This window comes from Streptomyces sp. NPDC037290, from assembly GCF_055603245.1.
In genome coordinates this window covers 366,494-391,961 of sequence record NZ_JBVJVZ010000002.1, presented here as the reverse complement: position 1 = coordinate 391,961, position 25,468 = coordinate 366,494, and the positions used below count along the sequence as shown (strand labels likewise).

20 protein-coding genes and 1 pseudogene are annotated in these 25,468 nt (G+C 73.2%); 9 read left to right on the top strand and 12 right to left on the bottom strand.

The features are described from left to right. The first annotated feature begins 75 nt into the window (after nt 1-75). Nucleotides 76-2,451 carry a malto-oligosyltrehalose synthase gene (treY, locus tag ACZ7HQ_RS07460; protein ID WP_470985993.1) on the top strand — a complete coding sequence of 792 codons (2,376 nt, stop codon included), beginning with the start codon at nt 76-78 and terminating at the stop codon, nt 2,449-2,451. 6 nt (nt 2,452-2,457) lie between these two features. Here the strand turns inward: treY and ACZ7HQ_RS07455 are convergent, their stop codons facing one another. Then, entirely contained in the window at nt 2,458-3,393 is a 936-nt protein-coding gene (locus tag ACZ7HQ_RS07455) for a LysR family transcriptional regulator (RefSeq protein WP_470985991.1), read from the bottom strand. Between the two features lie 88 nt (nt 3,394-3,481). Here ACZ7HQ_RS07455 and lpdA point away from each other — a divergent pair, with 88 nt between their 5' ends. Continuing rightward, nucleotides 3,482-4,939 (top strand): dihydrolipoyl dehydrogenase, encoded by a 1,458-nt coding sequence (lpdA, locus tag ACZ7HQ_RS07450; protein WP_470985989.1) that lies wholly within the window; start codon nt 3,482-3,484, stop codon nt 4,937-4,939. Between the two features lie 139 nt (nt 4,940-5,078). After that, the gene (locus tag ACZ7HQ_RS07445) at nt 5,079-6,329 is read left to right on the top strand and encodes a M14 family zinc carboxypeptidase (RefSeq protein ID WP_470985987.1); all 1,251 of its coding nucleotides are present in this window, start codon (nt 5,079-5,081) and stop codon (nt 6,327-6,329) included. A 28-nt stretch (nt 6,330-6,357) separates the two neighbouring features. Here the strand turns inward: ACZ7HQ_RS07445 and ACZ7HQ_RS07440 are convergent, their stop codons facing one another. Both ACZ7HQ_RS07440 and ACZ7HQ_RS07435 read right to left on the bottom strand, forming a co-directional pair. Continuing rightward, nucleotides 6,358-6,783: a subtilase-type protease inhibitor gene (locus ACZ7HQ_RS07440; protein ID WP_470985984.1), complete on the bottom strand. Its 426-nt coding sequence runs from the start codon at nt 6,781-6,783 to the stop codon at nt 6,358-6,360. A gap of 107 nt (nt 6,784-6,890) precedes the next feature. Continuing rightward, on the bottom strand, nt 6,891-7,442 hold the full coding sequence (locus ACZ7HQ_RS07435) for an FHA domain-containing protein (RefSeq protein WP_470985982.1): 552 nt from the start codon (nt 7,440-7,442) through the stop codon (nt 6,891-6,893). A 191-nt stretch (nt 7,443-7,633) separates the two neighbouring features. On the opposite strand from ACZ7HQ_RS07435, the gene treZ reads away from it, so the two are divergent. Further along, the gene (treZ, locus tag ACZ7HQ_RS07430; protein ID WP_470985979.1) at nt 7,634-9,379 is read left to right on the top strand and encodes a malto-oligosyltrehalose trehalohydrolase; all 1,746 of its coding nucleotides are present in this window, start codon (nt 7,634-7,636) and stop codon (nt 9,377-9,379) included. Between the two features lie 90 nt (nt 9,380-9,469). Here treZ and ACZ7HQ_RS07425 read toward each other — a convergent pair whose 3' ends face one another. The 4 genes from ACZ7HQ_RS07425 to ACZ7HQ_RS07410 form a co-directional block, all read right to left on the bottom strand. Beyond that, on the bottom strand, nt 9,470-10,405 hold the full coding sequence (locus tag ACZ7HQ_RS07425) for an aminoglycoside phosphotransferase family protein (RefSeq protein WP_470985976.1): 936 nt from the start codon (nt 10,403-10,405) through the stop codon (nt 9,470-9,472). A gap of 74 nt (nt 10,406-10,479) precedes the next feature. Further along, on the bottom strand, nt 10,480-11,607 hold the full coding sequence (locus ACZ7HQ_RS07420) for an aminopeptidase P family protein (protein ID WP_470985974.1): 1,128 nt from the start codon (nt 11,605-11,607) through the stop codon (nt 10,480-10,482). A gap of 223 nt (nt 11,608-11,830) precedes the next feature. Continuing rightward, a complete protein-coding gene (locus ACZ7HQ_RS07415) occupies nt 11,831-12,403 on the bottom strand; it encodes a PDZ domain-containing protein (protein ID WP_470985972.1) in 573 nt (190 codons plus the stop codon). A 118-nt stretch (nt 12,404-12,521) separates the two neighbouring features. After that, a complete protein-coding gene (locus ACZ7HQ_RS07410) occupies nt 12,522-12,893 on the bottom strand; it encodes a hypothetical protein (RefSeq protein WP_470985969.1) in 372 nt (123 codons plus the stop codon). A 63-nt stretch (nt 12,894-12,956) separates the two neighbouring features. Here ACZ7HQ_RS07410 and ACZ7HQ_RS07405 point away from each other — a divergent pair, with 63 nt between their 5' ends. Continuing rightward, nucleotides 12,957-13,421, top strand: a complete 465-nt coding sequence (locus ACZ7HQ_RS07405) for a MarR family winged helix-turn-helix transcriptional regulator (RefSeq protein WP_470985966.1) — start codon at nt 12,957-12,959, stop codon at nt 13,419-13,421. Between the two features lie 36 nt (nt 13,422-13,457). Here the strand turns inward: ACZ7HQ_RS07405 and phsA are convergent, their stop codons facing one another. Next, complete coding sequence (gene phsA / locus ACZ7HQ_RS07400; RefSeq protein ID WP_470985964.1) at nt 13,458-15,335, bottom strand: O-aminophenol oxidase PhsA; 1,878 nt, start codon at nt 15,333-15,335, stop codon at nt 13,458-13,460. Between the two features lie 138 nt (nt 15,336-15,473). Then, nucleotides 15,474-17,654 carry a germacradienol/geosmin synthase Cyc2 gene (gene cyc2, locus ACZ7HQ_RS07395; RefSeq protein WP_470985961.1) on the bottom strand — a complete coding sequence of 727 codons (2,181 nt, stop codon included), beginning with the start codon at nt 17,652-17,654 and terminating at the stop codon, nt 15,474-15,476. 129 nt (nt 17,655-17,783) lie between these two features. On the opposite strand from cyc2, the pseudogene ACZ7HQ_RS07390 reads away from it, so the two are divergent. Next, nucleotides 17,784-18,557, top strand: a pseudogene (locus tag ACZ7HQ_RS07390) (alpha/beta fold hydrolase); the annotation flags it as partial. A 389-nt stretch (nt 18,558-18,946) separates the two neighbouring features. Continuing rightward, nucleotides 18,947-20,209, top strand: a complete 1,263-nt coding sequence (locus tag ACZ7HQ_RS07385) for a cytochrome P450 (protein WP_470985958.1) — start codon at nt 18,947-18,949, stop codon at nt 20,207-20,209. Here ACZ7HQ_RS07385 and ACZ7HQ_RS07380 read toward each other — a convergent pair. Further along, nucleotides 20,202-21,383: a damage-control phosphatase ARMT1 family protein gene (locus tag ACZ7HQ_RS07380; RefSeq protein WP_470985955.1), complete on the bottom strand. Its 1,182-nt coding sequence runs from the start codon at nt 21,381-21,383 to the stop codon at nt 20,202-20,204. The two genes, ACZ7HQ_RS07385 and ACZ7HQ_RS07380, sit on opposite strands and share 8 nt — an antisense overlap. Before the next feature lie 22 nt (nt 21,384-21,405). Beyond that, nucleotides 21,406-22,053, bottom strand: coding sequence for a ScbR family autoregulator-binding transcription factor (locus ACZ7HQ_RS07375; protein ID WP_470985952.1), 648 nt, complete (start codon nt 22,051-22,053; stop codon nt 21,406-21,408). Nucleotides 22,054-22,547: 494 nt separating this feature from the next. On the opposite strand from ACZ7HQ_RS07375, the gene ACZ7HQ_RS07370 reads away from it, so the two are divergent. Beyond that, complete coding sequence (locus tag ACZ7HQ_RS07370; RefSeq protein WP_470985949.1) at nt 22,548-23,459, top strand: lytic polysaccharide monooxygenase auxiliary activity family 9 protein; 912 nt, start codon at nt 22,548-22,550, stop codon at nt 23,457-23,459. 18 nt (nt 23,460-23,477) lie between these two features. On the opposite strand, the gene ACZ7HQ_RS07365 is transcribed toward ACZ7HQ_RS07370, so the two are convergent. Continuing rightward, a complete protein-coding gene (locus tag ACZ7HQ_RS07365) occupies nt 23,478-24,131 on the bottom strand; it encodes a Tat pathway signal sequence domain protein (protein ID WP_470985946.1) in 654 nt (217 codons plus the stop codon). A gap of 640 nt (nt 24,132-24,771) precedes the next feature. On the opposite strand from ACZ7HQ_RS07365, the gene ACZ7HQ_RS07360 reads away from it, so the two are divergent. Further along, nucleotides 24,772-25,467 (top strand): DUF6230 family protein, encoded by a 696-nt coding sequence (locus tag ACZ7HQ_RS07360; protein WP_470985943.1) that lies wholly within the window; start codon nt 24,772-24,774, stop codon nt 25,465-25,467. Nucleotide 25,468 lies beyond the last annotated feature (1 nt).

Genomic DNA, 25,468 nt, shown 5'->3' with positions numbered 1-25,468 from the left:
AAACCGTGCACGCGTGCGTGGGTCCGTGCCGGGTCCGGTGACACGAAAGACGGCAGGCTGGGTACGTAGGTTTCCATGACTTCTGCGCGCCCCGGCCCGGAGGTGCCCACGGCCACCTACCGGCTGCAGCTCCAGCCCGCGTTCCCGTTCGCCGCCGCCGCCGCGGCCGCACCGTACCTGGCGTCGCTCGGCGTCTCGCACCTGCACCTGTCACCGGTCCTGGAGGCCGTGCCCGGCTCCCCGCACGGCTACGACGTGGTGGACCACGCGCGCGTGCGCGAGGAACTGGGCGGCGAGGAGGGCCTGCGGGAGCTGGCGCGGACCGCGCGGGAGCACGGGCTCGGCCTGGTGGTGGACATCGTGCCGAACCACATGGCCATGGTCCCCCGGCACAACCACGCCCTGTGGGAGGTGCTGCGCGAGGGGCCCGGTTCGCCGTACGCGCGCTGGTTCGACATCGACTGGGAGGCGCACGGAGGGCGGGTGCTGCTGCCGGTGCTCGGCGGACCGGTCGGCTCCCAGCTGGAGCACCTCGTGGTCGACGGCGACGTGCTGCGCTATCACGAGCACGCTTTCCCGCTGCGCTCCGGCACCGCGGAGCTGCCGCTGCCGGAACTGCTGGACGCCCAGTGGTACCGCCCGGTGTGGTGGCGGCTCGCCCGTACCGAGCTGAACTACCGCAGGTTTTTCAGCATCTCGGAGCTGATCGGGCTGCGCGTGGAGGACCCGGAGGTGTTCGACGCCACCCACGCCAAGATCCTGCAGCTGCTCCATGAGGGCGTGATCGAGGGGCTGCGCGTCGACCACCCCGACGGACTCGCGGACCCCGACGGCTACCTCGCGCGACTGCACGAGGCGGCCGGCGGCCGCTGGACGGTGGTGGAGAAGATCCTGGCCGACGGCGAGCGGCTGCCGGCGTCCTGGCCCGTCGCGGGCACCACCGGCTACGACGCCCTGCGCCAGGTCGACGGCCTGTTCACGGACCAGACCGGGGCGTACGAACTGCTCGGCCGCTACCGGGCGTTCGCGGCGCCGCAGACGGACCGGGGCGGGAACTGGGACGCCACCGTGCGGCGGGCCGCCTACAAGGTGCTCACGCACGAGCTGGCGGCCGAGACCGACCGGCTCACCCGGGTGGCGACCCGGGTGTGCGCGTCCTCGCCGGACCTCGCGCTGCGCGACCGGGCTCCCTGGGCACTGCGTACGGCGGTGGAGGAGCTGCTGGTGCGGATGCGGGTGTACCGGCCGTACTCCTCCGGTGACGCGGCCGCCGTCGTCACGGAGGAGGCCGCCGACGAGGCGCGGCTGGCCTTCGTGGTGCCCGAGGAGGCCGAGGCCGTCGGCATCGTGCGCCGGCTGCTGGTCGAGCCGCCCGGTGACCCGTCGGCGCCGGACCACGCGGACCGGGTGGAGTTCCGTACCCGGTTCGCGCAGACCGCGTCGGCGCTGCGCGCCAAGTCGGTGGAGGACACGGCGTTCTACCGCTATGTGCCCCTGCTGTCGGCGACCGAGGTGGGCGGCGACCCGGGCCGGCCGGGGGTGTCCCCGGAGGACTTCCACGCGTACTGCGCGCGCGTGCAGCGCGACTGGCCGGTCACCGGCACGGTGGTCTCCACGCACGACACCAAGCGCAGTGCCGACGTGCGCGCCGCACTGGCCGTGCTCACCGAGTGCCCCGGCCGGTGGGCGGAGTTGCTGGCCGAGGTGAACCGGCCCGAGGAGGGCGTGGGCGTGCCGGACGGGCAGCTGGCCTGGGCTGCCTGGCAGACGGTGTTCGGGCTGGGTCCCGCCGAGGAGGAGCGGGTCCGGCAGGCGCTGCTGAAGCATGTGCGCGAGGCGGGCATGTACACCAGCTGGACGGAGCAGGAGCCGCCGTACGAGGAGGCGGTGGCCGCGTTCGTCGCCGCGGGGCCGTGCGGGGCGCCCGGCGAGCGGGTGGCCGCGTTCCGCAAGGCGCTGGACCCGCATGTGCGGGCCAACGTGCTCGGCACCGCACTGGTGCATCTGACGATGCCGGGGGTGCCGGACGTGTACCAGGGCACGGAGGGCGAGTACCGGGCGCTGGTCGACCCGGACAACCGGCGTCCGGTGTCGTTCCCGCCCGAGGTGCCCGGCGAGAAGGACGCGCTGACGGCGGCGGCCCTGCGGCTGCGGGCCCGGCGGTCCGGGGCCTTCGGCGCGGCCGCGTCGTACGACCCGCTCGCCGCCGAAGGCCCGGCGGCGGAGCACTGTGTGGCGTTCACCCGCTCCGGCGAGGTGGTCACGGCGGTGACCCGGCTGTCGCTGCGGCTCGCGGAGGGGGGCGGCTGGCGGGAGACACGGCTGCCGCTGCCGCCGGGACGCTGGGCGGACGTGCTGACCGAGGGGCGGGAGTTCACGGGGGACGTCCAGGCGGCCGACCTCTTCGACCGGTTGCCGGTGGCGTTGCTGGAGCGGGTCGCGCAGGGGTGAGACGGTTCAGCGGACGGGTGCGCCGGGGCAGTCCTCGTACGGCTGTTCCGGCAGGTGGGTGAGAGCGGGCCAGGTGGTGCGCAGAAGGTCCCCGAAGGCTTCGGCGGCCCCGGTGGGCGGCACGCGCGCGTAGAGCGTCAGCGGGCGCTTCCAGGCCGGGTCGGGGCTGAGGACCATGCAGTCCTCACCGACGGCACCGCGCACGAGGGGGGCGGGCGCGGCGCACACCCCGACGCCGGCCGCGGCCATGCGCACGGCTGTCGAGGTGTGTTCGGTCCACACGGCGGTCCGGGGCGCGAACCCGGCGCGTCCGCACGCCCAGTCGAGGAAGCGTGCGCCGTGCACGACGGGTTCCATGGCGCAGCGGATCCAGGCGTGGTCGGCGAGTTCGGGCAGTGTCACGGTCGTACGGCCCGCGAGCCGGTCGTCGAAGGGGACGACGAGGACGAGTTCCTCCTCGCCGACCGGTATGACGATACCGGGCGGTTCCGCGGGCTCCGGACCGAACGCGAGGTCGGCGATGCCGCGCTGCAGGGCGTCCTCCAGCGCCTCGGGGGTCGCGTACTCGTGCAGGCGCAGCAGGACCCGGGGGTGGGCACCGCGCCAGCGGGCGAAGACGTCGGGAAGGACGCCCACCGCCAGCGAGTGCAGGGTGGCGATGTGCAGTTCGCCGCCCTCGGCTCCGGCGGCGGCACGTGCCGCGCGGCGGGCCTGCGCGGCGCTGCGGACGGCGAGTTCGGCGTGCGGCAGATAGGCCCGCCCCATGGCGGTGAGGCGCACCCCGCGGGGCATGCGCTCCAGCAGGGCACCGCCGACCGATCGCTCCAGTGCCTTGATCTGGTGCGAGAGCGCGGGCTGTGTGACGTGCAGGGCCTCCGCCGCGCGGGTGAAGGACGCCTCGTGGACGACCGTCACGAAGTACTCCATCTGCCGCAGGCTCAACTCCCCCGCCTCCCATGAACATCCTGCATGACGTCCACAACAACATTGCCTTGGACTCATGGCAAGGGGTGGACGGAGGGTGGATGTCATGACCATCAACACACCGGATGTCCTCGTCATCGGCGGCGGAACGGGCGGGTACGCCACCGCCCTGCGCGCCGCCGCCCTCGGGCTGGACGTCGTCCTCGTCGAACGCGACAAGGTCGGCGGAACCTGTCTGCACCGGGGGTGCATTCCGAGCAAGGCGATGCTGCACGCCGCCGAGCTGGTCGACGGCATCGCGGAGGCACGCGAGCGGTGGGGCGTGAAGGCCACGCTGGACTCGGTCGACTGGGCGGCGCTGGTGGCCACGCGGGACGACATCGTGGCGCGCAACCACAAGGGGGTGGAGGCGCATCTCGCGCACGCCGGCGTACGGGTGGTGCGGGGCAGCGCGCGGCTGACGGGGGCGCGCACGGTGCGGGTGGAGGGCGTGCGTACGGATACCGCGCCGGGCACGCCGGACACACGCACGTCCGGCGTGTGCGACTTCACCGTGCGCCGTGGCATCGTCCTCGCCACCGGCTCGCGTCCGCGCACGCTCCCGGGGCTCGTGCCGGACGGGCGGCGTGTGGTGACCAGTGACGACGCGCTGTTCGCGCCGGGACTGCCGGCGTCCGTCCTGGTGCTGGGCGGGGGCGCGATCGGGGTGGAGTACGCCTCCTTCCACCGGTCGATGGGCGCGGAGGTCACCCTGGTCGAGGCCGCGGACCGGATCGTGCCGCTGGAGGACGCGGAGGTGAGCCGGCATCTGACGCGCGGCCTGAAGAAGCGCGGGATCGATGTGCGGGCGGGCGCCCGGCTGCTGGACGCGGAGGTGCTGGAGAACGGCGTACGCGCGCGCGTGCGCACCGCGCGGGGTGAGACCCGGACCGTCGAGGCGGAGCGGCTGCTGGTGGCCGTCGGCCGGGCGCCGGTCACCGAGGGGCTGGGCCTTCAGGCGGCCGGCCTGACGACGGACGAGCGGGGTTTCGTCGTGCCGGCGGACTGGAACCGGCTGGAGACGGCCGTGCCGGGCATCCACGTCGTCGGGGACCTGCTGCCGCCGCCTTCCCTTGGCCTCGCGCACGCCTCGTTCGCGGAGGCCCTGCTGGTCGCCGAGACTCTGGCCGGGCTGCCGTCGGCCCCGGTGGACTACGCGGCCGTGCCCCGGGTGACGTACTCCTCGCCGCAGACCGCCGCGGTGGGGCTGAGCGAGTCCGAGGCACGCGCGCGTGGTCACGAGGTCGACGTCAACACGATGCCGCTGACCGCGGTGGCCAAGGGCATGGTGCACGGCCGGGGCGGCATGGTGAAGGTCGTCACCGCGGCCGGTGGCGGCCAGGTGCTCGGGGTGCACCTGGTCGGCCCGCAGGTGTCGGAGATGATCGCCGAGAGCCAGCTGATCGTCGGCTGGGACGCCGAGCCCGTGGACGTGGCCCGGCACGTCCACGCGCATCCGACGCTGTCGGAGGGGGTGGGCGAGGTGTTCCTGACGCTCGCGGGGCGTGGCCTGCACCAGCAGTGAGCGCACGGCACGCACCGGCCGCCCCGCGCCCCCGGGACTCCGTCCGGGCGCCCCCGGTAGCCTCCCCCGCCGTATGCTTGACAGTTCACCCTTCGCGTGCGGGACTTGGAGGGCGAAGCCGGGCGGGAACAAGTCGGGGGTGAGTCCTCTGCCGGAGCTGCGCTATCCCAGCGTTCCCGAACTGATCGCCTCCGCTCAGGCGTTGGCCGCTCAGGAACCCGGGCTGTGCTCGCTCAGGCAGGTCGGCGTCTCCCGCGCGGGAAGACCCCTGCACCTGTTGTCGGTGGGGCACGCCCGGCGGACGGTGCTGGTGGTCGCCGGCGCCCACGCCAACGAGCCGACCGGGGGCTCCACCCTGCGGGTGCTTGCCGAAAGGGTCCTGGCCGAGCGGGAGTTGCGGGCGGACACGTCCTGGCACTTCCTGCTGTGCGCGGATCCGGACGGCGCGAGCCTCCACGTGACGCCGGCTCCGCGCAGCCTGCTCGACTACCACCTGGGCTTCTACCGGCCGACGGGCGCCGAGCAGCCGGAGTGGTCGCCGTCCGTGCTGCCACCGGACCGGCTGCCGCCCGAGACCCGGGCGCTGACCGGGGTGATCGACGAGCTGCGGCCCTACCTCCAGGTGACCTTGCACGGCACCGATCTGGGCGGCAGCTGGGTACAGCTGACCAGGGACGTGCCGGGGCTCGCCGAACCGTTCGCCAAGTCGGCGGCGCAACTGCACATCCCGGTGGAGACGGGTGCCTCGGACGCCGCCGGCTGGCCCGCCTCCGGCCCAGGTGTTCATGTCATGCCCGGCCCGGAGACGGGCGCCGCCTACCCGAGCATGCCGGACGACGCTCGGCACAGCACCTGGTACCACGCGCACCGCTACGGCGGTCTGACGGCCGTGGTGGAGGTGCCGATGTGGGCCAGCGACCTGGTCGACGACCCGGCACCGCACCCCGCCCCGGCGGCGGCGATGCGGCGCCTGGCGCAGCGGCTGCAGCGGGACGCGCTGGAGGTGGAGCGCGTCCTCACCGACGCGCTGCCGCGCCTCGACGGCGTGGACGGCCCGCTGCTGCGGGCGGCGCGCTGGGCGCTGGAACTGATCCCCGGTCTGGCCGAGGACTGGATCCACACCCCTCCCGCCGGTACGACGATGGCGTACGTCGGCAGCGTGGACGCCTTCGGGCGGCGGCTGCCGCTGCGCGCGGCGGCGATGCTGCTGCGGGTGCTGCGGGAGACGGACGACCGGGCGGCGCCGCGACTGGAACGGCTCGTCACCGCCTGGTGCGATGCCTTCGCGGCGCGCTTCCGGGCCCGCTGGGTGCCGGTGGAGCACCAGGTGGAGCACCAGTCCCGGACGGTGCTCGTGGCGGCACAGCAGGCCCGTGAGCGGGTGGTGTGAGGCCACCCGGCCGCCCCGCCGGCCCGGCTCAGTGGTCCACGGCGAACACCGCTCCCGTGCGCGCCTCCATGACGCACTTGCTGGAGTAGGTCTGCTGGTAGTCGACCGGCCGGCCGTTCCACTGCCCGTGCGCATGGACGGTCACGGGCGCGAAGATCATCGGACAGAAGACCTTCTTCTGCGACATGCGGGCGATGTCACCGTCGACGTCCTTGAGTTCGGCACAGGCCTCGGCCGCGCGCGCGTACCCCAGCGGCAGCGGGTCGCACAGCAGCAGCGTGCCGTGCTTGTCGCCGGACGCCGCGGTCTCACCGCGGGTGACGGTGAGGTAGAGCCAGTTGTCGGTCAGCGGGAACGTGCTGCGGGGTGCCGCCTGGGCCGGGGCCGCGGCGAGGAGCCCGGCGGCCGCCAGCAGGGCGCCGGCCGTGGCTGTGAGTCGCGTGATGTACGTCATGCCCCATGCATCGGCACGCCGGCGCGCGTTCCGCAGCCCGGCTCACCCGATCGGGAGGGCACACCCGCGCGTGCGCGTGCCGCGCGCACACGATTGGCCCCCGCCGCTCAGCTCGCGGCGAGCCGGAACGCCATCCGGCCGAAGGCGACCTGGTCACCCTCACGGACGACGACCGATCCGATCACCCGGCGTCCGTTGACGGTGGTGCCGTTGGTGGAGCCGAGGTCCCTGAGGACCCACATGTCCGCCTGGCGGCTGAGTTCGGCGTGCACGCGCGAGACGGTCTCGTGGTTCAGGCGCAGCCCGCTCGCGGGGTCGCGCCCGATGCGCAGCGGGTGGGCACGCGCGGGGTGCGGCAGCAGCAGCTTGGGCAGCCGCTCGGCCTGCCAGGCGCGGCGCAGCCGTACGGTGAACCCGGAGACGGCCTCGACGGTGCCGAGGACCGCGCGGGAGAGACGGTTCTCGCGGGGCAGGTCGGCGACGAGCGCGGCCAGTTCGTCGGCCCGGCGGGCGGCGAGCGCCAGCTCCATGCGGCGTACGAACGTGTCGTGCGAGAGCCGGCCCAGGGCGACGCCGTCCCGCAGCGCCCGCAGCGCCTTGTCGCGCTCCGCGTCGGACAGCCGCGCGGGATACGTGGAGAACTCGAAGGACGACGTCACGCAGGTGATTGTCGGACAGGGAGCCCCGGGTGTCCAGAAACCGGGGAATCGCCCCCGGTCCGCGCGTACTTCCACGACACCCACCGGGAAACGGTGGATTCGAAAGCGGATTGATCGCCCGGGCGGGCACGATGGGGACGCGGGACATCACGGTGAGCAGGCGAGAGACCACAGACGAAGGGGAACCGTCCGTGCAGTTCGAGGTGTGGGCACCGCAGGCAGACCGAGTGACGCTCCACTGCGGGGGCGGCACGCGCGCGTTGAGGCGCGATCCCGGACGCGCGGGATGGTGGAGCGGGGAGGCGGAGGCCGCGGACGGGACCCGGTACGGGTTCGCGCTGGACGACGGTCCCGTGCGGCCCGACCCGCGTTCGCGACGCCAGCCGGACGGCCCGGACGGGCTGAGCGCCGTCGTGGACCACGGGCGCTACCGGTGGCGTACGCGGTGGGCGGGGCGCGGGCTGCCGGGTGCGGTGCTGTACGAGCTGCACGTGGGCACGTACACCGCCGAGGGCACGCTGGACGCGGCGGCCGCCCGGCTGGAACATCTGGTGGAACTGGGCGTCACCCACGTGGAGTTGATGCCGCTGTGTCCGTTCCCGGGGCGGCACGGGTGGGGTTACGAGGGGGTGTCGTTGTGGGCGGTGCACGAGCCGTACGGCGGTCCCGAGGCGCTGAAACGCTTCGTCGACCGGGCGCACGAACTCGGCCTCGGTGTCGTCCTCGACGTCGTGCACAACCACTTGGGCCCGTCGGGCAACCATCTTCCCGCCTTCGGGCCGTACTTCACCGACACGCACCACACGCCGTGGGGCTCGGCGGTGAACCTGGACGCGCCGGGCTCCGACGAGGTGCGGGCGTTCCTCATCGGCAGTGCGCTGGCGTGGCTGCGGGACTACCGGGCCGACGGGCTGCGCCTGGACGCGGTGCACGCGCTGTACGACACGCGCGCGTGCCACTTCCTGGAGGAGCTGTCGGCGGCCGTGGACGCACTGGCCGAGGAGCTGGGCCGGCCGCTGTCCCTGATCGCCGAGTCGGACCTGAACAACCCGCGGTTCGTCACCCCGCGCGCGGAGCACGGCCTCGGGTTGCACGCGCAGTGGAACGACGACTTCCACCACGCCCTTCATGTCGCCCTGACCGGCGAGTCCCAGGGCTACTACGCCGACTTCGCGCGGGCTCCCTTCGCCGCGCTCGCCAAGACGCTCACCGGCGGCTACTTCCACGACGGCACGTACTCGTCCTTCCGGGGCCGGCACCACGGCCGTCCGCTGGACCGCGCGCGGGTGTCCGGGCACCGGCTGCTCGGCTACAGCCAGACCCACGACCAGGTCGGCAACCGCGCCCAGGGCGACCGGCTCTCCGCCCGCCTCTCCCCCGGTCTGCTGGCCTGCGCGGCGACGCTTACGCTGACCTCGCCGTTCACACCGATGCTGTTCATGGGCGAGGAGTGGGCCGCGGGCACGCCGTGGCAGTTCTTCACCGACCACACCGATCCGGAGCTGGCCGAGGCGGTACGGCGGGGCCGGCGGCGGGAGTTCGCGGCGCACGGCTGGGCCGAGGAGGAGGTACCGGACCCGCAGGACCCGGCGACCCGGGAGCGGTCCTGCCTCGACTGGTCGGAGCCGGAACGTGAGCCCCACGCGCGCGTGCTCGCCTGGTACCGCCGGCTGATCGCACTGCGCCGCGACCAGCCCGACCTCACCGACCCCGACCTGGCCGACACGAAGGTGGCCTACGACGAGCAGGCCCGCTGGCTGGCCTTCCGGCGCGGCGACGTACGGGTGGTGGTGAACCTCGGCAAGGAGCCGGCGTCGATCCCGCTGGGCACGCGCCGGGCAGTCGTCCTGGCGGCGTGGGAGCCGGTGGAGCTTCCGGGACCGGACGGGATGCTCCAGGTACCCGGGGAGTCGTGCGTGGTGCTGGCCCAGCCGTGAGAAGCGCGCGGACGGTACGCGGGCAACGGCGCGCGGCCCCGCGGCGGACCCGTGGCCGCCCACGGTCCCGAGCCGCCCGGCGGACGGGCGCTACGGCTCCGGCTCCTCCTCCTTGAAGTCCGACAGCCGCTCCAGCAGGATCGGCTCCCAGGCCCGCCGCAGCTGGGCGCGGAGCAGGGGGAGGGCGCCGGGCGCACGGCCTTCCAGACGGCCGGCGAGCCGGACGACCGTGTCGCACCGGGCGAGCCACAGGCCGCGCAGACAGGGGCGGGCGCCGTAGCCGGCCAGGGTGGCGGCGCGGACGGCGGCCGGGGAGCCGACGGCGACGGCGAGCCCGGCGATGTCCTCGGCGGGATCGCCCAGGGCCGCCCGGGTCCAGTCCAGGATGCCGCGGACCCGCCCGTCGGCGCTGACCACCACGTGCTCGCCGGTCAGGCCGTGGTGGGTGAGGACGGTGGTGCCGGGCTGCGCGGCCAGCTGCACCGCGCCGGGCGGGGTCAGCTGCTGGAGCCGGGCGGCGTCGAACTCGTCGGCGGCGGCGAGCCGTTCGGCGGCGTGCACGGCCATGCGGCGCAGCGCCTCCAGGGAGCGCGGGGCGGTGCGTGACACGCCGAGCGTCTCGGCCTGCCGTGCGGGCACCGCGCGCAGCCCGGTGAGCAGCCCCGCGAGGTCGGCCTCGCCGACGGCGGAGACGTCGTGCTCGTCGGCCGTACCGCCGGGCACCTTGGTGTCCAGGGTGTAGGCGAGGCCGGGCGCCCAGTCGCCGTGCGCGACGCTGGTGGGGACGGCGACCGGCAGATGCGGGCGCACCAGGTCGCGCAGGCGCAGTTCCCGGCGGCGGGCCGCGGAGGACTCGCGGTCGGGTGCGAGGCGCAGCACATGGCGGGTGCCGACCCACCACGTGTGCGCGCGGCCCTCGGTCACAGGCCGCACATCGGGTCCCGCGGTGCCGTTGCCGCCCTCATCGAGCAGCGAGCGGACCAGCCTGCGGACGGTGTCCTCGGTGGGTGTCGGTGCCTGGGTCATGGATCGCGCGTCGCCGTTCCTGGATGTCCTGGATGCCGTCGAGGGTGTCTTCCCCTGGGTCGCTCGGTGGTGTCTCAGTCCACTATGACCATGTCGCGCGTGGTGTTGTTGAGGCGCCGGCCGCCGCCCTCGGTCACCGTGACGATGTCCTCGATGCGCACCCCGAAGCGGCCGGGCAGGTAGATGCCGGGCTCCACGGAGAAGCACATGCCGGGCACCAGGGGCTGTTCCTCGCCCTCGATCATGTACGGCGGTTCGTGCGTGGTGACGCCGATGCCGTGCCCGGTGCGGTGGATGAAGTTCGCGCCGTACCCGGCGTCGCTGATCACCGCACGTGCGGCGCGGTCGACCTCCTGGCAGGCCACGCCGGGGCGTACGGCCTGGTAGCCCGCTTCCTGGGCCTCGCGCACGACGTCGTGCACCCGGCGCTCCTCCTCGGTGGGCTCACCGACGTGGACCGTGCGGGTGGTGTCGGAGCCGTAGCCGTCCTTCAGGCCGCCGAAGTCCAGGACGACCATGTCGCCGTGCCGGATGACGCGGTCGCCGACCTCGTGGTGCGGGTTCGCGCCGTTGGGGCCCGAGCCGACGATGGTGAAGTCGACCTGGGAGTGGCCGAAGCGGCGCAGCAGCCCGGCGAGGTCCTGGCCGAGCTCGGACTCGCGGCGGCCGGCGAAGGGAACTTTGCGGATCTCCTCGAACGTTGCATCGGCAGCCGCTCCGGCGGCGGCGAGGAGTTCCAGTTCCGCGGCGTCCTTGACGGCGCGCAGCATGGGGAGGGCGTCGGTGAGAGAGGCGTAGGAGGTGTCGGGCAGGGCCCGCTGCAGGCCCAGCAGGTGCATGGCCCAGGTGTTGTCGCTGATACCGAACCGGCCGTGGTCGTCGAGGAGGGCGGCGGTGACGGCGTAGGGGTCCTTGCCGTCGGTCCAGTCGCGCAGGGTGAGCGCGGACCCGCCGGTGGCGTGTTCGGCGTCCGGTGCCTCCAGCGTGGGCACGACGAGCACGGGGTCGTGGCCGGGGGTGAGGACCAGCACGGTGAGCCGCTCGGTGACGGCGGTCGGTGTGTAGCCGGTGAGCCAGACCATGTCCGGTCCCGGTGCCACGAGCAGTCCCGCGAGGCCGGCCTCGGCCGCCGAGCGCGCGGCGCGCTCCATGCGGGCCCTGTGGTCGGCGGCGGTGAAGGGCGCGGGCGTACTACCGGTCATCCGGGCCTCCGGGCGCGGGTGGGAAAACGGGCGACGGCGTCTCGGGCAGCATCCTGCCCGGCCGGACAGGGTCGCGCGAGCCGGTCGCCGGTACTCCCCGCGGGGCGGTCGGCGCAGAAAGGACTCGGCATGGGGCCATCATGGCGCGTGGTGCGGATGGTGACCAGCGGGTTTCCCGGAGTGACCGAGAGGGAGCGCGGGGCGGGGCTCGCACCGCCCCCGCTCAGATCACCGTTCCGGGAAGGACCGTCAACTGCTGGTAGCCCCCGGCCCTGTGACGCACGGTGAGGAGTACCGGCTTTCCGGGCCTGGTCCGGGCGACGGCCCGGGCGAGGTCGGCGGCGGTGTCCACGCGGGCCGAGCCGAACTGCAGCAGGACGTCCCCGCGGACCAGGCCCGCCGCGTAGCCGGGTCCGGGCACGTGCACGCCGACGACCAGCGCGCCCGCCTTCTCGGCGTCGACGGCCTCGACGCCGAGGGTCGCCCCGGGCGTGGCGGCGGCCGGAGCGGGGCTCGGGGCGGCGGAGGGCGTGACCCGGGCCGGCGGTGCGGCGGGCGGGGCCTGGCGCTGCAGCTCCGCGAGCCGGCTCATGCCGATCACCGTGGCGCCGACCGTGCCGATACCGACGCCGGACAGCACCAGCAGGGTGCCGGTGCACAGGCCGAACAGCACGGTCCGCAACCGCCGTCGGCGGCGGCGCGCGGCGTGCGGGCGGTGGGCCGGTCGGGGGGTGCCGCCGTCCTGCCGTGGGTCCCGACCGGGCATCGGCTTGGGACGCAACGCAGTGTGTTCCATGGTTCGCTCGCCTCCGGCTGTGCTCTACCCGGAGCGCCGGGCCGCGACGAGACTCGAACGAGTGAGAATGGCCGGAGGGTGGCGCAGGGTAGCCATACCGCACGGGGATGCCCACCCGTCAGTGCGTGTGGAACCACCAGGCCGACGCGAGGTGAAGCACACCGAGGAGGCCGGCGGAGACGGTCATGCCCCTGTTGCGCTGCTGTACGCCGATCGCGGAGTCGCCGATCTGGGCCAGGCCGGCGACGGTGAGAACGGGGGCGACGGCGGACCGGTCCCCCAGGGCGAACAGGGCGAGGGTGACGGCGGCGAGGGGGAGCACCCGGGCTCCGTAGGCGTGCGCGTAGAGACGCGTGCCCCCGTTGACGGCCGTGCCCTCGGGCAGGGCGAGGCCAGGCCTGACCATTCCGGCGATGCAGAAGCCGGCCGAGGCGAGGGAGGCGAGGACGTTGGCGGCGATGAGGACGGCCTGGGCGGTGGACGAGTTCAACGGTCACGTCTCCCCGTGAATCATTCTTACTGTGAATGGTTTTTTAAAGCTACCATTCTCGGCATGAGCGATGTCAACGGGGCGAAGGCCGGCGACGCCTCGGGCCTGACCTCGACCGTGGTGTTCAGGCTCGGCACTCTCGGCACGGTGGCCACCGACCGGTTCACGCGGGAGATCGAGGGACTGGGTCTCAAACCGAAGCACGTCGGCCTGATGGCCGCGCTCGGCCTCGCCGCCGTGGCGTCCCAGCAGGAACTGGCCGCGCGGATGGGGGTCGCGCCCAGCCTGATGGTGTCGCTGGCCGACCACCTGGAGGGTCTCGGCGCGGTCCAGCGGGTCCGGGACCCGCTGGACCGCCGACGGCAGGTGCTGACACTCACCGAGGAGGGGCAGCGCCTGCTGGACCGCTGCACATCCCTGGCGCGGATCCTGGACGAGGAGTTGGTGGCCGGGTTGACGGAGGAGCACCGCAAGGCGCTGGACGAGGCGATGCGCGTGATGGCGCACCGCGCCGGCCTCACCCTCTGATCCGCCCGGTGCCCCTTGAGGAACGGCCCGGCCGGCTCAGCCCGTGTGCCCCTCCCCGTGGCCGCCGTGGGCCGCGCCGTGGTCGAACTTCAGGGCCTCGGCCGGCATGACGACGAAGGGCCGCATCATGCCCATGTCCTCGTGCTCGAGGAGGTGGCAGTGGTACATGAAACGGCCGTACGCCCCGTCGAGCCGGCCCATCACCCGCAGCAGCTGGCTGCCCGGCACCCGGAAGACGTCCTTGTGGCCCCGCTCGTTGGGGGCGAGCGGGATCGCCCGGCCGGCGTCGTACCGCAGCGGCGTATGCGTGCCGCCGACGGCCGGGTCGAAGCCCGAGACGTCGTAGGCGTCCCGGCCGAGCAGCTGGAAGTCGGCCAGATGGATGTGCATGGGGTGCACGATGGGCGCGAGGTTCAGGAAGCTCCACTGTTCGTAGCCGCCCTCGGCGATGGTGAAGCCGAGGGCGTCGTTGAACGTCCGGGAGGTGCGCCGGTAGGTCTTCGTGGCGCCGTCGGGCCCGGCGACCTGCACGATGCCGTCGGCCGGGAGCCGCAGGCCGCTCGGGTCCTCGACCTCGGTCATCTCCCAGATCTCGGGGTGGCCGCCGGCGCCCTTGGTGGCGGGCGGGGTGAGCAGGATCAGGCGGTGGCCGTGCGGGAGGTCGTGGGTGAGCCGGCGGAAGGAGCCGGAGAGCACCTCGGGCAGTTCGAAGGTGTCCTCCTGCGCGCACGTCTCGCCGATCCGGAACTCCAGCACGTCCGGGTGGCGCACGTCGCCGGCCGCGTCGGGCACGCCCGCCGGCTGGTTCGGGCCCTTGTTCACCAGGCGCAGGGTCCGGCCCGCCAGCCCGCGGAAGTCGGCCAGCAGGTCGAATCGCTCGGCCGGTGCGGCGGTCAGCGTGGGCAGGTCCCCGTCGAAGTCGATGGGCACCGGGCGGGGCAGCAGCCCGCCGTCGCTGCCGATCTGGTGCACCACGCCCGGCACCGGGTCTCCGTCCTCGTCGATCAGGACCAGCTCGAAGATGCGCGCGTTCGAGGCGTTGAGCAGCCGGAAGCGGTACCAGGCGGCGTCCACCTCGGCGTAGGGCCAGATGCGGCCGTTGACCGTGGTGTACGGGCCGGTGAAGGGGACCGAGACGGGCTTTCCGGTCTCCGGGTTGCGCTGCTGGACGATCACCGTCTTGTGCAGCAGCCGGCCGTTGAGGCGGCCGTCCTCGTCGGTGTCGAGATTGCGGTCGGCGAGGAGCAGGGGTATCTCCCGCTCCCCGGACGGCAGGCGGAGGGCGTCCTCCTCGTCGTCGCGGACGAGGTAGGTTCCGTACAGGCCCGTCATCACGTTCCACCGGGTGATGTTCATGGCGTGGTCGTGGTACCACCACTGGACCGCCTGGTGGTCGTTCGGGTACTCGGACAGCTGGGCGTCGCCGTGGCCGACGGCGTTGTCCGCCCAGCCGTCGTTGCCGCCGCCGGTCTGCGCTCCGTGCAGATGGGTCACCGTCCAGGCGGGCAGGGCGGCGACGTCCTTGTTCGGCTCGACGCCCGCACGGCCCGGCTCGGTGGAGGCGGGCGGCGTGCCGGGTGCACCGGCGGGCACCTCGACCGATGTGACCGGGTACTCGCCGTCCCTGGGTATGCGGTTGGTCCAGGCGATGCGGACCCGCCGGCCGCGCCGCACCTCGATGGTCGGGCCCGGCACCTGCCCGTCGTACCCCCACATCAGGGTCGGCGGCAGCTGCGGGTGGAGGCGCACCCAGGTCGGGCGCAGGGCGATCTCGGTCTCGCGCAGGACGTCGTCCGCGGCGGGACGCAGGACCGGCGGAACGCTCAACGGCGCCATGTAGGGCGTCAGTTCGTCCACCGCCGGAGCCGGTGCCCCGGCCGTCTCCTCGGTGGACCTGTCGATCACATCGGTCAAGGTCGAACACCCCCGTGTGTTCGTGGTCTGTTGTTCCCCTTACTCCACAAGACTCCCAAGGACTCACTGAAGTTCCCAGAATGCCCGGTTCCGTACGCGAAGATTCCGCGACCGCGACCCCGACCCCGACCCCGACCGTCAGCCGAGCGCCAGGACCGGACCGGACGACAGCGCCGGTACGGCGGGCGCCCGGTCGGGCAGGAAGCCGTGCGACCGGCGGCCCAGCCACCCGGCCTTGTAGCGGTCGACCTCGCGGTGCCAGTGCAGGATCCCGGCGAGCCAGTTCTGCAGGTCGAGGACGTAGGCGTCCATGGCGGCCCGCACCTGCCCCGGCAGCCCGAAGTCGTCGTACAGCACCGGCAGTTCGTGCGCGATGACGTGTTCGAACTGCTGCATGCGCTGGGTCGTCAGGTCATGTACGACACCGAGCGCGGTCGGGTAGTCGACGCCGAAGAAGTTCTGCACCACCAGGACGGCGTTGTGGATCTCGCCCTCGTACTCGATCTCCTTCTGGTACGAGAAGATGTCGTTGACGAGACAGGCGTAGTCGATGGCGGCGTTCTCCAGTGAGCGCACCGGGCCGCTGCGGTACACCTCCGGCGGCACGGCGGGTCCATGGCCACCCCGGCACAGGCTCAGGGTGAGGTCCGAGCCGAAGGTGGCGCGCCGCATCTCCAGGTAGTCGACCGGGTCGGGGACGCGGTTCTGCAGCTGGTTGGACAGCTCCCACACCCAGCTCCCGGTCATCGTGTCCACGGCTGCCCTCAGGGTGTGCCGCTGGCCGGCGGTCATGCCGGCCGTGGTACGCGCCCACAGGTCGGCGAGCCCCCGCTCCAGCGCGCATGCCGGGACGGTCGCCGGCTCGCCCTCGACGGGCATGCACCGCGACAGCCGCTCCGTGGCCAGCCGGGCCGCGGCCAGGTCCCTGCGGTGGCCGTACACCAGCGGGTAGTAGTCGTCGCCGTACGTCCCCCAGGCGAGCCACTGGGCACTGAGGTCGAGGGCCTCGGGCGTGGCGTCCGGGTCCAGGCCGGCGGAGCACAGCGCAGCGTCGTAGGCGGCGAGTTTGTCCTCGTCCCAGACACCCTCCTCGAGGATGCCCATGCGGTGCGACCAGGTGAGGAGGTTGCGCCGGGCGCCGTCCAGATGGGGGCTCAGGGTCAGCGCGTACGGCATGTGGAAGTCGGGCAGGAGGGACGGGCCGACCTGCTGGTACGGCACGTGGGTGTAGGCGCGCAGGCGTTCCTGGGCGGCCGAGGCGAGGAGCGCGCCGACGTCGGCGGCCGAGATGCCGGGGCCGCTCGGCAGCTGCCAGGGCGAACCGGGGCGGGCGCCCTTGTTCATGTAGCGGCTGGAGCGCATGTGCCATTCGTGGCCGCCGGACTGCCAGTCCTGCAGTCCCTTGGTGTAGGCGGCGATCGCGGCGGCCTCGGCCGGGGTGAGGCCCTTCTGCAGGGCGACCGCGGGGACTTCGGTGAGCGCGGTGTGCTCGAACTGGTGCAGGCGCGAGGTGAGGATGTCGTTGACGGTCTCGGCGGCCTCCTGGGTCGTACAGCCGAAGAACGTCTCCAGGACGAGCACGCCGTTGCTGTTCTCGCCCTCGTCCTCGACCTCGCGCTGGTACGAGAACAGGTCGTTGCGCAGGTGGACGGCGTCGGCGAACGTCTCCATGAGGACCCGCAGCGGGCGGGTGCCGGCGACGGGGGCGGGCACCTCGGCGGTCGCGTACTCCACGAGCCCGGCCGACCAGGGGGCGCCGCCGACCTTGCGGCGCATCTCGATGTACTCGACCGGGTTGGCGATCCGCCCCTCGTTGATGTTCGACAGCTCCCACATCGACTCGTTGAGCAGGTGCTCGGTGGCCACGGAGAAGCGGCGGCGCCAGTCCACGGACATCGACGGCACCGTGCGCGCCCACAGGTCCTTCAGGCCCGCCTCGACCGGATTCTCCGGCTCGGGCACGGGGGTTGCGGCGTCGAGCGGCATGAACAGCGGCAGGCGGTCCAGGTGGGCCTTTCCGGCGGCGCGGTCCTGGGTGCGCTTGTACATGTCGAGGAAGTGGTCGTCGAAGAAGAACACCCACACGTACCAGTCGGTGATCAGGGAGAGGGCCGGTCCGTCGCAGTCGGGGTGGGTGTAGGCGCACAGGAGGCCGTAGTCGTGCGCCTCCAGGTCGGCCTGCTCCCAGACCCCGGAACCCTCCAGCATGCCCATGTCGCGTGCCCAGCCGGTGGAGTGCGCACGCGCCTCTTCGAGGTGCGGGTTGAGCCGCGCGGGATACGGCATGTAGAAGTGCGGGAGTTCGAACGGCTGCGTCATGGCCGGGGCCTTACCCGTGGCCCCCAACGCGCATCCGCCGCACGGGACATGATCACACCATCGCGTGAACCGCCCCCGCACCGCACCCCTGCCCTTGCCGTGCTCCCGCGCGCAGGCCACGGTAGGCGCATGACCCCCTTCGTGCTGCCCCATGAACTGCACGGCGACGGCGCCCACAAGGTGTTCGCCGTGCACGGCTGGTTCGCCGACCGGTCCGCCTACGCGGGCGTCCTGCCGGACCTCGACCGCGCCCACTTCACCTACGCACTCGTCGACCTGCGGGGCTACGGCGAGGCCCGGGACGCGGCGGGCTCGTACACGACGGGCGAGGCGGCCACGGACCTGCTGGAGTTGGCCGACCGGCTGGGATGGGAGCGGTTCTCGGTGCTCGGGCACTCCATGGGCGGCGCGGTGGCACAGCGGCTGCTCGGGCTCGCCCCGCACCGGCTGCGCAGGATCGTCGGAGTCTCCCCGGTGCCCGCGGCGGGCCTGCCGCTGGCCGGGGAGCAGGCCGTGCTGTTCACGGAGGCCGCGCACCGGCCGGAGAACCGGCGCGCGATCATCGACTTCACCACCGGGGGCCGGCGCCCCGCCGCCTGGCTGGACCGGATGGTCGCCCGCTCGCTGGAGCGCAGCGACGCGAAGGCGTTCCGGGCCTGGCTGGACTCGTGGGCGGGCGAGGACTTCCACGCCGAGGTCGAGGGCAGCGAGGTCCCCGCCCTGGCCGTGGCCGGCGCCCTCGACCCGGCCCTCTCGCCCGAGGTCGTGCGGCAGACCTGGATGTCCTGGTACCCACGGTCCGAGCTCGTGGCCCTGACGTCCGCGGGGCACTACGCCATGGACGAGTGTCCCCTGGAACTCGTCCGCGTGGTGGAGGACTTCCTGCGGGCCGACGCGGGTGAACCGGAAGCGGGCGAGGAACGCACGGCCGCTGACGGCCGGCCTGCCCCCTCGGGGCCTCGGGGCGGCGCGGGGCACCCGGTCGGCAGGGACCGTGCGGCCGGCGAAGGCGACGGGGCCGAGGAAGAGCGCGCGGGCAGCCGCCCGCCCGGCGAAGGCCGGGGGGCCGACGGAGATCGCGTGGTCGCCGGAGGCCAGGGGACCGGCGGAGATCGCGCGGGCGCCGGAGCCCACCGGGCCGACGAGGATCACGCAGTCAGCGGAGGCCGCCCGCCCGGCGAAGGGCGGAGCGCCCGTGGGGATCGGTCGGACGGCGCGGGGCGCACGGGTGGTGCAGGGCCGGTGGGTGCGGTGGGCGGCGGTGCTGTCCTGGGCGGGGAGGGCGGGCCGGCGTGACGGTGGGTGAGGCGCTGCCGGTGCCGGACGTGTTCGATCCGCTCCGGTATGCCGCCGGTGTGCCGCACGACGACTACCGCGTGCTGCGCGACCACCATCCGGTCGCCTGGCAGGAGGAGCCGGAGGTGCTGGGCTGGTCGGCCGGGCCGGGGTTCTGGGCGGTGACCCGGCACGCGGACGTCGTCCGGGTGCTGAAGGACTCCGCCACGTACTCCTCCCACCTCGGCGCCACCCAGATCCGCGACCCGGATCCGGAGGACCTGCCGTTCATCCGCGGCATGATGCTCAATCAGGACCCGCCGGGACACGGACGGTTGCGCCGCCTGGTCAGCAGGGCGTTCACACCGGGCCGCGTCGACCGGTTCGCGGCGCTCGCCCGGGAGCGGGCCCGCACCCTGCTCGCCGGGGCGCTGCGACAGGCGCGGGAGGGGGACGGCACGGTCGATCTGGTGGCCTCCGTCACCGACGAGTACGCCCTGCTCAACCTGGCGGATCTGCTGGGCGTTCCGGAGAGCGACCGGCGGCTGCTGCTGCACTGGACGCAGCGGGTCATCGGCTACCAGGACCCGGACGAGGCCGGTCCACCGGTGCTGGACGAGGCAGGCGAACCGGTCAATCCACGCTCCCCGGCGATGCTGAGGGACATGTTCGCCTACGCGCGGCAGCTGGCCGCGTACAAGCGGCGGCACCCGGCGGACGACGTCATGACCACCCTCGCGGCCGACGCCGAACTCACCGGCGCCGAGCTGGAGATGTTCTTCTTCCTGCTCACCGTCGCCGGCAACGACACCGTGCGCAGCGCTGCCCCCGGCGGTCTGCTGGCCCTGGCGGAACACCCGGCGGCGTACGAGTCACTACGGGCCGGAAAGGCGGAACTCACTGAAGCGGTGGAGGAGTTGCTGCGCTGGCATCCGCCCGTGCTGACCTTCCGCCGGACCGCCGCCCGGGACACCGAGCTGGCGGGGCGGCGGATCCGGGCCGGTGACAAGGTGGTGGTCCTCCACGCCTCGGCCAACCGGGACGAGCGGGTCTTCACCGATCCCGCCCGGCTCGACCTCGCCCGCTCCCCCAACCCGCACGTGTCCTTCGGTGACGGCCCGCACGTGTGCCTGGGCGCCCACTTCGCGCGGCTGCAGCTACGGCTGCTCCACACGGAGGTGCTGCGGGCGCTCCCCGAGCTCCGGCTCGCCGGACCGGCCGAACGGCTCGTGTCGAACTTCATCAACGGCATCAAGGCGCTGCCGTTCCAGGTCACCTGACGTCGACCTGGATGAGTGCGTGCGTGCCGCCGGTACGCCAGCGCCGGCCCTCGGCTGCCACCAGTGCGCTCTCGGCCGCCGCGGACAGTCCGGTGATCACGTCGGACTTCAGGGTGCGCAGCGCTGCGACCGGGCCGGGGAAGTAGGCGGTGGTCTCCTGGAAGGGGGTGGCCGGCGGCCACAGCCGGTCGCCCACCAGACGCCGGTAGTTGAGGTCACCCTTGAACACGGTCAGTGTGGCCGCCGCGAATTCGGCGCGCAGGTCGTCCGGCATCTCCGCATACGGCAGCGGGGCGCAGGAGAAGGGATGCGCGCGCACGGCGAGGCGGCCGTCGGCCATGGCCGACCAGAGCACGCGCGCGTACGCGGCGGCCGCGCCGGAGGCGGCGCGCAGCCGGTGCAGCGCGTCGACGACGTCGGCGGTCGTGGCGTCGGAGACGTAGTACGGGTACGGCTTGACGTGCAGCACCGCCCGCGCGGCCCGGCCCTCGGTGAGGAGATGGGCGATCAGCAGCAGATCGGGGACGAGTTCGCGGCCCGCGTTGTCCGCGACCAGGACGAGCGTGGCCGAGCCGCCGGGCGGCAGCAGCGACCACAGGGCCTCGCTGTCGTCGGCCACCAGCGCGGGGGCCGGTTCCCTGGCCTCGGCGCCCTCGGTGGAGAGCCGGAAGCCGAGGTCGGCGCGGTTGCCCCACAGCGAGCCGTGCAGCAGGGCGCGCGCCCGCTCCTCCTCGGGCAGGCCGGGCAGGATGTCCAGCGCGGCCAGTTCCTCGTCGGTCTCCGGCGCATCGAGTTCGGCGCGTTTGAACGGGCGGAAGGGGTCGATGCCCCGCCAGGCGCCGGGGCCGAACCAGCCGACGGCGTCGAGCAGCCGGCGGTAGAAGTAGCTCTCGGACCACAGCCACGGCACGTCGTACCAGGAGCGGCCGGCGCAGCCGGTCAGGCCCCACTCCTGCCACCGGTCCGCGTCCGGGGCGGCGGCGGGCAGCGGTTCGACCGTCCCCTCGGTGCAGCTGGTCAGCAGCTCGTCCAGCGCGCGGCGCTGTCCGGGGCCGTACGGGAAGGCGTCCCGTACCTGACCGATGATCGCCGGGTGCCGTTCGGCCAGCACGCTGTGCGGGAACGAGCCGGGTTCGTTGCCGAGGATCACGGGTGCGAACGGGGTGTCGGGCATGTCCGTCACCGTATCGCGGGGGTCAGGCCGTTCTGGCCTCCCGCTCCAGCTGCGTGGCGAGGGTGACGTAGCGGGGGCGGCGGTGCACCGGGACGAGGCCCCGGATCAGGAGGTGCCACATCTCGGCGACCCGGCGCGGAAGCCGACCCACCGGTTCGAGCGAGCGGCCGGCGACCCGGGTGCCGACGAAGAAGGAGACGAGGGAGTGCGCGACGATGCCGACATCGAGATCACCGTGCACATCGGCCTCTCTGACGGCCGCGGTGAACTTCCGGGTGGCGAAGTCCAGCCATTCGGTGAACGGGTGCCGCAGCGGTGGCCGTACGGCGACGTCGGCGGTGGCGAGGCGGAGCGCGGCGCGGGGCACCGGGTCCTCCACGGCGAGCCTGGCGATCCCGAACGTGGTGCGCATCAGGGCCTCCAGTGAGGAGTAGCCACGGCTGTCGACCTCGGTGACGAGCTTCTGCGCGGCCCTGGCGTTGAGTTCGAGTATGGCGTGGGCGAGATCCTCCTTGGCGGCGAAGTGGAAGTACAGCGCACCCTTGGTGACCTTCGCGTGTGCGACGATGTCGCTCAGGCTGGTGGACTCGTAGCCGTGCCGGTCGAACAGATCGGCGGCGGCCGTGATGATCGTTGCCCTGGTCTGCTCGGCGCGTAACTGCCTCGCCATCCTGGAACCCCTCCTCGCGGCTCGAACGAACGGGACATGCGGTTTGTTTTTAACCGCTTGCACACGATAACTCACCGAATGGCAGCGGGAGTCCGCGGGTACGGGCCCGCGGCACGACAGCTGTCACCGGGGGATCCGACGGCGGACGCTTCCCCGGCGGTCCGCGAACGGACGAGACCAGAGCGGCTCCTCCCCTTCGCTTCCCTACTGCCTCTTCGTCGGCCCACCGCCCCCTTCGTCGCCCCACTGCCCTCTTCGTCGCCTGCTGCCCTCGGCTGCCGCCGGGCGGCGGGTGCAGGATCCATGATCGCCACGATACGAGGGTGACGGGCGGCTCCTCAACGGGGTCTTGGAGGAGGCGCGAAACATCCCAACCGGTCGGTGCTTTCACGCCCCCCGGATCACCCGATGCGCCGGTCACTGAACGCGGCGGGCGCCCCCGTCGTACTGGACGCCGCAGACCCCGTTCCCGCGCCGCCGAGGAGACGTCCCGGATGAGTCGGACGACCGCCCGCCTGACCCTCATGGCGGCCGCCGCCGCGGCCCCGATCCCGCTCCTGACATGGGCGGCGGGGTCGGCCCAGGCCCATGGGGCGCCCACGGACCCGGCGAGCCGGGTCTACGCCTGTTCCCCCGAGGGCGGTGCCGCCACCCGCTCGGCCGCCTGCCGGGCAGCGGTCGCGGCGAACGGCGCTCCGTTCACGGCGTGGGACAACCTGCGCGTTGCGGGGGTGAACGGCCGTGACCGGCAGGTGATTCCGGACGGCAGACTGTGCAGCGGGAACCTGCCGGCGTACCGGGGCCTGGACCTGGCCCGGCGGGACTGGCCGGCGACCCGGCTCACGCCCGGCGGCAGGCTGACGATGACGTACACCTCGACGATCGCGCACACCGGGACGTTCAGGCTGTACCTCACCAAGCCCGGGTACGACCCGGCGAAACCGCTTACCTGGAACGATCTGCCGGAGCGACCCCTCGCCCAGGTCACCGATCCGCCGCTGCGGAGCGGGGCGTATCACATCGACGCGGCACTGCCGGCCGACCGGACGGGACGTCAGGTCCTGTACACCGTCTGGCAGAACAGCAGCACGCCGGACACCTACTACTCGTGTTCCGACGTGGTGTTCCCGGAGAAGGGAAGCAAGGAGAGCACGGGGGCGGGGAACGCCACGGCGGGGCCGGCGGCGCGGACGACACGGCCGGCTCCCGCCGTGGGCGGGCGCGCCGCCCGGGGCGCGGGTGGCGCGGACACCGGCACACCGGTGCCCTCCACCGCCGGCACGCCGGTGGCGGAGGGCACGCGGGCGGGTTCGGGTCCCTCGACGCCCCTGCTGGCGGGCGGCGCCGCCGCGGTGCTGGTGGTCACCGGGGGCGCCGCCCTCACCCTGTGGCTACGGCGTCGCTGAACCTGCCTGTCTGACGCCTCAGTTGACGTAGACCCGGGCCCCTCCGTCCGTCACGGGCGCGTACCTGGCGGTGAAGTAACCGTTTGCGAAACACAGCGACGAGCCCGAGGACTTGGTGAACTGCTGGTTGGTGAAGCTGATGCTGCTGTCGGTGTTGTCGGCCTTCCCGGTCAGACCGGGCGCCTGGTACACGCAGGTGATGGTGCCCAGCAGGGTGCGCAGCTTCACCGTGGTCTGGACGGTGGAGCCGCTGGCCGGCGAGACCGTGAGGGTGCCGTCGGAGGCGACGGTCGCGGTGTAGGGCAGGTTGTCGACGGTGATGCCGCTGACCCCGAGGACGCCGGTGACGTTGCTGGTGCAGGAGCTGCTGTCGAAGGAGTGACCGGTCACGGACTCGGTGGCCGTGCCGGGGGCGGCCGGGTTGCCGGTGACCGCGGCGGTGAACTGGGACGACGTGCACCTGACACCGCTGGTACCGGTCGCGCTGGAGTAGAGGGTGGCGGACGTGCCGGAGGCCAGCGGCGCGGTGACGGTGTCGCCGGTCGCGACGGCGGCACCGCCCGCGCTGCCCGTGGTGAGGACGGCACTGCCGTCGGCGGAGGCCGGGGCGGCCACCGCGAGGGCGAGTGCCGTGGCGGTACCGGTGAGGGCGAGGAGGGATCGCGTACGCATGCGGGTGCCTCTTTCCTGGGTGGGGTCCGGGTGAGGTGGAAGGGGGGTGGGCGCGCCGTGAAGCATGGCGCGAGGTGAGGTGGGGCGCGTGGTGCCGCCGGCGCAGGTACGTGGCGTCTTCTCCGTACGCGACGGACCGGCGACGGCGGCGGCCCGGGCACCGGCCGAAGGCCTCGGGGGAAGGACCTTCGGCCGGTCCGGCAGGGAACGGCCGGAAACGACCGGGCACGGCCGGGGGGATGACCGTGCGCGGCCGCACCGGTGTGAATCGGTTTCCCTGGGCTGAGGTGAGCGACCGGCTGAGAGGGCCGGGAAGCGCGGCCGGTGCCGCTCGGCGGATCCGGCGCCACGGATCCGTGAAACAGAGGAAGTTGTAGACCTGATCAACCGTCAACGTCAAGGAGTTCAGGGGGAGTTGCGGCCCGCAAACGCGTCCCGCGCACATCCGACACCCTTTTTTCACAACTCCCTTGACCCCTCAAAGTAACCGGCGGTAACTTCCTCGCAGGCTACTGTCGCGTAACGAGAAAGCCCTTGCTCCGCCGGGGTGCGAGGAGGCGTACGCGGCAGTCGCTGTCCGCGCCAGGACACCGCGCCGCTGAAGCCCGACCCGCACTGATCCATGCCCCTGGGAGCAGACATGGCCTTGTCCCCGGACGTCCCGTCCGCCGGCAACACCCCCGAGAACCCGGGAAACGGTTCACCGTCCGACACACCGCACGCCGCCGGGACCGCCGGCGGTCAGAGACGGGGCCGGGTCCGGGCCCGCCGGGCCGCGGTGATGGCGGTACCCGCCACGCTCGTCGCCGCCGGTCTCGCGGTGCTCACCGCCCAAGGGGCGCTGGGCGTCCAGTTCGCGGTCTCCGGCATGCCGTTCACGGTCACCGCGACGGAACTCAACGGAACCGGTTTCGAGCAGTTCGGCGGCCTCGACAACATGGCGGACGGCAGCCCGAACGCCGGGGACAGCGGTGGTCAGGTGCTCGTGGTGACCTCCGCGATCAAGCGCGCCACGCTCACCAAGCTGTGCCAGAGCGTCGACCTCGGCGGCACCAACCTGCTGATCACGGCGGGAAGCGGTGCCGACAAGGTGACCGCGCGCGACCTCACCACCGACTCCACGGAGCTGTCCGGCGACGCGGCGTTCAGGAACATCGAGATCGGCAACGACGCCAGCACGCTGAACAAGGCGAACGCCAAGGGTCCGATCGGCGTCTTCAGCCAGCAGGCCGACACCGTGCACATCGGCAATCTGCGGCAGACCAACTACGCGACCACAGCGGGTGTGTTCAGGCTTCCCGACCTCAAGCTCCGCTTCAGCGACTCGGGTTGCTGAT